The organism is candidate division KSB1 bacterium, assembly GCA_022562085.1.
GTDB lineage: Bacteria > Zhuqueibacterota > Zhuqueibacteria > Oceanimicrobiales > Oceanimicrobiaceae > Oceanimicrobium.
In genome coordinates this window covers 1-6894 of sequence record JADFPY010000249.1, presented here as the reverse complement: position 1 = coordinate 6894, position 6894 = coordinate 1, and the positions used below count along the sequence as shown (strand labels likewise).

General features: G+C 45.2%; 4 protein-coding genes. 2 read left to right on the top strand and 2 right to left on the bottom strand.

Going from position 1 to position 6894, the window contains the following annotated elements; translation table 11 throughout:
• On the bottom strand, window positions 1-3273 hold a 3273-nt coding region (locus IH879_16960), incomplete at its 3' end, for a S8 family serine peptidase (GenBank protein MCH7676615.1).
• A 245-nt stretch (window positions 3274-3518) separates the two neighbouring features.
• On the opposite strand from IH879_16960, the gene IH879_16955 reads away from it, so the two are divergent.
• Together IH879_16955 and IH879_16950 are read left to right on the top strand one after the other, a co-directional pair.
• The gene (locus IH879_16955; GenBank protein ID MCH7676614.1) at window positions 3519-4127 is read left to right on the top strand and encodes a sigma-70 family RNA polymerase sigma factor; all 609 of its coding nucleotides are present in this window, start codon (window positions 3519-3521) and stop codon (window positions 4125-4127) included.
• Window position 4128: 1 nt separating this feature from the next.
• Window positions 4129-4968: an anti-sigma factor gene (locus IH879_16950; protein ID MCH7676613.1), complete on the top strand. Its 840-nt coding sequence runs from the start codon at window positions 4129-4131 to the stop codon at window positions 4966-4968.
• Between the two features lie 431 nt (window positions 4969-5399).
• On the opposite strand, the gene IH879_16945 is transcribed toward IH879_16950, so the two are convergent.
• Window positions 5400-6740, bottom strand: a complete 1341-nt coding sequence (locus IH879_16945; protein ID MCH7676612.1) for an IS1380 family transposase — start codon at window positions 6738-6740, stop codon at window positions 5400-5402.
• Between the last annotated feature and the right edge of the window lie 154 nt (window positions 6741-6894).

Below are 6894 nucleotides of genomic sequence, written 5' to 3'. Positions count from 1 at the left end.
AAATAGGAACGGTTGTGGATTTTGATTTAAGATCCAGTTAACGATGGAAGTAATATCCAGAACATTCACAGCAAGATCACCGTTTGCATCGCCGCCGGCCGCGTTAACCGGCGTCGCGGTGACGGTTTTGGAAAAGTCACTTTCGGTGAAATCGGAGCCGAGGACTTTATACATATAGAAATAGGTGACATCGGGGAGAATGTTGAAATCGGTATAGACAGAATCCGTGATCAAGACGTTGTTAATCAAAAGCGTGTCGTTAAAGGTCGTGTCGGTTAGCGCTTCGAAGCGATACATGTTATAGCCAAGCACATCTGAAGAATTTGCTACCGGCCATTCCAGATCGACCTTGCCAATATCTGCGTTGGCGATAAACTGGGTAGACGCCGCCGCTGCTGCCTGGATGATAAACTGGAATCGGGTAGATTCAGTCGGGATATTAAAATTTTCCGCGTCACGCGCATTGGCAACTCGAATTGTCTGCAAACCATCACCGGTTTCAAGGCCGGATGTGAAATATGCAGTCCAGACGGTCGAATCTGCACTCCATGAGGCGTTATCCTGCATTACATGTTGTGTGAAGGGTGCACGGACGCCGAAGCTTAGAAAGGGTGTAACGCTGGTATCCATTGCGGTGTTGAAAAAGACATCGAACTTAACGGTCTCTGAACCGATTGGATCGACCGCGGATTCCTGCGGGTTCAAACCATTGATTTCAACTTTCCAAACGACGCCGTGCGCGGAATCAGACGGCGCGGTCAAAAAGGGCTCAACAACGGCGCCGGGTAATTGTGCATCTTCACCAAAGTCGTAAATAGCCGCGTGAATTGCATCGAGGTCGGAGCTGCCCCAGTAGTTGCCGCTCATGTCATGCGAAGGTTGATGGGTGAAATTTATCCACACAACCGGGGCATCATTATTAATGCTGTTATTTTTGTCAAAGACAAAATCATCAGAAGTGAAATTCAGGAATCCCAACGAACTGAGATGTCCGACCGAATTAAACGAAAAGTTGTTGTTTCTAAACTCACAATTGTTTCTTAGGTCCGAGATATTTCGAGCAAAGACATTATGGAAAAGATTGCTTTCCGTAACGTGGAAATCTCCACCCTTAAACACAAAGCCATTCAAAAACTCATCGCCGCAATTTGTGATTTGAGAGTTCGTAACCTCAATCCGAGCACCGAGATTCTCGAACAGAGAATTTAGATTGTCAAAATGGCAATAATCAAATTGGAATGTATTGCCGCTGCGGAAAGAGAAACCCTTGCCACGATTTTCCACTGAATTGCTGCCGATAAAAATTGGATTTTCAGGCGTACCCAAAGCGATTAGTGAACCCCAACAATCTATTGTCGCGCCTTCGATAAGAAGGACACGGGCGCCAGGGTCCAATTGGAGAGTGACGCCGGTTTCAACTCGCAAGTTGCCAGTAACCAAATATTCTTTCGAAGCATCCCAGATCGTGTTTTGACTGATTAAGCCGGAAATTTCAAAGCCATTTTGCACAGTAATGATGATTTCTTCTGTGCCGAAGCTTTGCTGTCTGGAAAAAATTTCAACTTCAAGGACAATGTTACGGTTATTTGAAACATCACTATCGATGGTCAAAACAAATGGAAAGTCTTCACCTGTCAGAGTGGCATACGGCGATAAATCTCCAAGCAGGCTATTTGCATTATCGATTGTTGCTGTACCTGGATCTTCAAATTGACCCAAACGAATTTGCGACCAAACGCTGTCAGCATCACCGCCAGCGTTTTTTACAGTAACAAAGATCTGGATTGTTTCTCCGGCATCGGGTATGCCGTCGCCATCGTCACCGGCGAGAGTATCCAATAGGGTAAAATTCACATAGTGGAGGTCAGTCGTCAGCTGCTGGGTCATCGCCTCGTATATATCCAAAATGCCATTGTTTGCGCTTTGAATGAGCCTGGCAAAAAGAGCCTCTGTTGACATATTGGGATTGTGATCTTTGATCAAAGCGACGGCTCCGGCAACAATGGGGCTTGCCATGGAGGTACCGTTTAATTTGTGATAATCGCTGCTGGGGAAGGTGCTCCAGATGTCCACGCCCGGCGCTCTGATTTCATAGTTATGGTTAAAATCATTAGCAGCCACCACGGGACCTGAAAGATCACGGTTGGAAAATGCGGCTAGTGTGTTTGACTGAGTGGTTGCCTCAACGCCGATGACGAAAGAGTAGCAAGCCGGATAAGCGGGCGCGTAAACCGGAAACGGCGGATAGGGTGGATCGACCTTGTAGCCATCATTACCTGCCGCAGCGACCAGCACTGCCGTTACGTAGGCATTTTCCAACGCCGCTTTGACTGTTTGTGATTCCGCATAACTGCCGAGGCTCATATTGATGACCGTTGCGCCGTTCTGAGCGGCATAGTTAATCGCCGCGGCCAAATCACTGGAGGTGCCGGTCCCCGAACTTTGCAGCATTTTAACAGGCATGATTTGGGCGTTCCAGGCCACACCGGCGCCACCAACACTATTGTTGGTTTCGGCTGCCGCGATTCCTGCGACATGCGTGCCATGGCTGTTGTCATCATTGGGGTCATTGTCATCATTCACGAAATCCCAGCCACGAACATCGTCGATATAACCATTGCCATCATCATCGATGCCGTTGTTTGCAATTTCCTGAGTATTTGACCAGATATTGTCGTTCAAGTCGGGATGGTTCCAATCAACACCTGTATCGATGATGCCGATAATTTGGCTATTGCTTCCAGTGCTTAAATCCCAGGCCGCTGGTGCATTTACTGCGGCAAAATGCCACTGGTCACCGTTTGTATATAATGGATCATTTGGATGAGTATCACTCTTAAAGAAGTAATAATCGGGCTCAGCATATTCGATATTAGGGTCTTGTGCATACTGTTCTGCTAATTGCTTGGGAGAAATCCTTGCCTGATATTTGATCTTATATATTTTGTCCAGGCTCGGTATGTCACGTTTCTCGCCGCTCGCATCTAAAAAGAAAGTCTTGTTCGATTTAGATTTGGTATTTTTGAATACCGAAACCATCGACTCTACACGGTAGGTTTGGTTCAGTTGATCGATAGTAGAAATTCCGGTGGCGATAGAATTGCCCTTTAATAAGGATTTATTGAAAGAAATGTCATCCTTGAACTTTAGCAGGATCGTGTTTTCTCTAAATGGCGGATTATGAGGGTCGTTTTGAAGAGAAGATGTTGATTCCTGGGCGAAGGCGTGTAAAACGAAAACTAGAATTATCGAAATTGATTTGATTATTTTCATCATTTTCCTCATCTTGTAGAAGTTGTCAATTGATCTCTTCGGCACTCAGAGATGAGATATGAGTTAAAATGACCTATGTTTTAAATTTTTAATAACTCAGGAAGGATTACAGACTTTATGGGTTCCCGCATTTGTGGAACAACACTTAAGTAGGTTGCTTTTTTATTTGAATTGTTTTATACTTATCGCGAATGATTTTATCCAAACTACAATCTTTACTGCCCTTTAAACTCCTGCTTCTGAGAATGAAGCTGGACTTCGCCATGGAGGGTAAATCTCAGGAAGAAACCGCGCAGGTTTCGGATTCACAGCTGTTCGCTGAAATTGTTGCTAAAAAAACCTGGGCTCTGTCCACCCTTTACGACCGCTACTCGGCGCACCTTTTCGGACTGGCGGTAAAAATACTCAAAGACCAGCAACTGGCGGAAGATGTGCTGCAGGATTTGTTTTTATACTTGTGGAATCATTCGGATAAATTCAGCCAGAGCCGGGGAAACGCGCTTTCCTGGGTCACCATTATCTGCCGCAACCGCTGCATCGACCAACTGCGCAGTAAACAAAGAAAAGCGCAAAGCTCCGGTCTCATAAACGAAGAAATTGTGCAAAACATCACCATAGATGAATCTGAAAGCCCGTTTGAAATCGTAAGTTATAATGAGAAGCAAAAACAGGTCAGCGGCGCTTTGCAGCAATTGCCGGAGGAACAGCGCCGGCCAATCGAAATGGCCTATTTTGAAGGACTCAGTCAAACCGAGATTTCGGCTGAGCTTCAGCAACCGCTGGGGACCATAAAAACCAGGATGCGATTGGGAATGCAAAAGTTACGAAATCTGATGAAACAGACGATGGAATAACATGAATCACGATGAAATAAAAGATTCGATTAGCGCTTATTGTCTGGGTGCCCTCGATGAAACTGAGCAAAGCTCTATTGAAGAGCACCTGAAACAAGGCTGCTCCGAATGTGAGGCCCTTTTGGGTGAAATGCAAGAGGTTGTCAACGGGCTGGCATTTGCGGCTCCTGCGCAAAAGCCGTCTGCGCTGGTAAAAGAGAAAATCCTCGCCGCAATTGAGCCACAGAAAACGCCCGCTGCTGCGCCTTTAACTCAGCTCAAAGAAAAAGTTGAGGATGCAACTGTTGAACTTCTGCAGCGCGCCCGGGAAAGATGGATGAGAGTGAGCTGGGGGCTTTCATTGGCAATTGCCGTAATTTTAGTGCTGTTGGGATTATACAGCCAAAACTTAAAGACTGAGATCACCTTTTTGGAAAAGCGGTTAGAGGTCAGCGACCAGGTGGTTTCGCAGCTTCGCATCGAGCTGGCCAGGCAGGAACGCATCCTCAAGGTTGTGCAAGCTCCCGAAGTTCGCATCGTTGATCTGCAGGGACAAAAGTCTGCCCCGGATGCAACTGGCAGAGTTCTCTGGGATCCGAGCCAAAAGCAGGCTGTTTTTTCAGCCCTTAATTTACCCGCCGCGCCCTCCGATAAAGACTACCAGCTCTGGATGCTGCGCGGCACTCAACCCGTGGACGCCGGCATCTTTTCTTTGGACGCCGAGGGCAACGCAATTTTTACAATCGAGACCATTGCGGACAGTATAAATCTTACAGCATTTGCCGTGACTTTGGAGCCAAAGGGTGGCGTTCCGCAACCTACGGGAGACTTTTACCTGGTGGGTGCAGTCATTCGCGGCTAAGAAAATCTACAACTTACTCTACTTTTTATAAATCCAAAAAAACTTAAACACCTAAACACTGAAGGACACCGAATATCACTGAAATATTTTATTTTCTTCGGTGTTTTTTTCAGTGTCATTCGGTGTTAAAATCTTTTTTTAACTAAATTAAAGAGCCGCAGTGTCGCAAGCATTGCGGCTTTCTTTTTGGATTGCCCGCCTTCGGTATTTTTTCAAAAACACCTAACCTGCATAATTCATAAACAAGAATAGGCGCTCAATTTCACGTATATTTGGCATGATTAAAAGCAACTGGATCTTTTTATTGTAACGGAATGATCAATCAACTTAGATTTGCGTCTATGCAGTTCGTTTTTTAGGTAGAAGTGATCATTTTATGTTGAGCCGGACATAGTTATCCCTTGCCCTTTAGCCGGTCACTGTTTTTTGACTTATGTGACAAACTGTGGACAACATGAGTACCATATTTTATAGTATTCTTGTTGATTTGGGAACGACGATGGCAGACTGATTTTTATCTTGGTCGAGAGTTGCCGTACTCGTGCACCGATTTTAAAGAGCCTCTTTTGGATGGTGTTAAACTGGGCCGTGGCCCACTGAGTACCCTTGAGATATTTTTCTCTAAAAGCGTGCAGCAGCACATACGCCAGACTGTGCAGAAATAAACGAAATTGGTTAGCCTTGAAACGAGAACATGAAGTTCTGTCACTGAGCAGATGGTTCTTGTGTTCCTTAATCATCAGTTCCATGCGGCCTCTATCGCAATAGATATCTTGATAGACAAACTTCAGGTTTGCATGTTCTAAATTGGTGACGATAAAGCGAGTATTAGCGCCCTTTCCATTATGCTCGGCTTTGACAATGACTCTCTGCTGAGCCGACCAGGACTTAGCTCGATAGTTGAATTCGCCAAACCGTTTTACGGGTTTGTTCTCAAGTGCATAGAGTTCTTTAGCTTGCTTGATGAGACTATCAGCATTTACAAGCATCGGTTTTCTTGGTGTAAGTCCAAGAATATATTTAACGTTGTGCGCATTGCAGAAATCAAATACTTCCGGGCTGCTGTAATGACTGTCGCCCCGGAAAATGATGCCGACTTCAGGCCACGCTGCCCTGATTGCTTTGGTAATGCGTTTCAGAATCGAAACCACCTCTTTGCCACTGGGACGTTTTCCGGGTCTGAGGATGGTGGTAATTAATTTACCGCTTTTGCCTTCATAAACATGCAATGGCATATAACAATAGCTATCATGATAAGCATTAAAAAACGACAGTTGCTGATTGCCATACGTGGCGTCAGCAGTATCATCAAAATCCAAAACTATCGCTTCGGGCGCCATTTGATAGGAATCTATAAATACATCAAGCAAGGCTTGTGCGATTCGGTAAAGGTCGGTGCTGGAAAGGGCATTTTCAAATCTCGACATGGTCGGTTGACTGGCCAAATCAGGGTCTGTACCGGGCAGCTTTTCACAGACCATCTTCATGACCGGGTCTTTTCTGAGCTGACTGCAGTCATTGCCGTCTTCATAGCCGGCGGCAATTTGAAAAACTCGTTGCTTGGTAAGTTCAAGCAAATCGTGTTTCACGTAGGCAGCATGACGTGGGTCGCGCATCACATTGACTATGCGATCGATGATACCGAGCTCAGACTCCAATTCACGAAGAAAAAGCAATCCGGAATCGGAACTCATTTGGCCACCGTCAAAATCTACTTCAACCTTTTTGCCGGAAATCCCTTTAAAAAACATCAATTGTTTCGTATCTTTCATCAAGCTGTTTCTCCAACTTTGTTTTCGTTTGCAGTTATTCCTAAAACAATATAAAACAATACTTTGTTGGATGAAACAGCTTTTTTTATGAATTATTCAGGCTAAATGGGACTCGCTGTATACCGGCTGCTACTAACTTCAATCCAACATACTG

Coding starts and splice junctions, on each gene's coding strand:
- IH879_16945 (MCH7676612.1), bottom strand. CDS start 6,740: ATGAAAGATACGAAACAATTGATGTTTTTTAAAGGGATTTCCGGCAAA.
- IH879_16950 (MCH7676613.1), top strand. CDS start 4,129: ATGAATCACGATGAAATAAAAGATTCGATTAGCGCTTATTGTCTGGGT.
- IH879_16955 (MCH7676614.1), top strand. CDS start 3,519: ATGAAGCTGGACTTCGCCATGGAGGGTAAATCTCAGGAAGAAACCGCG.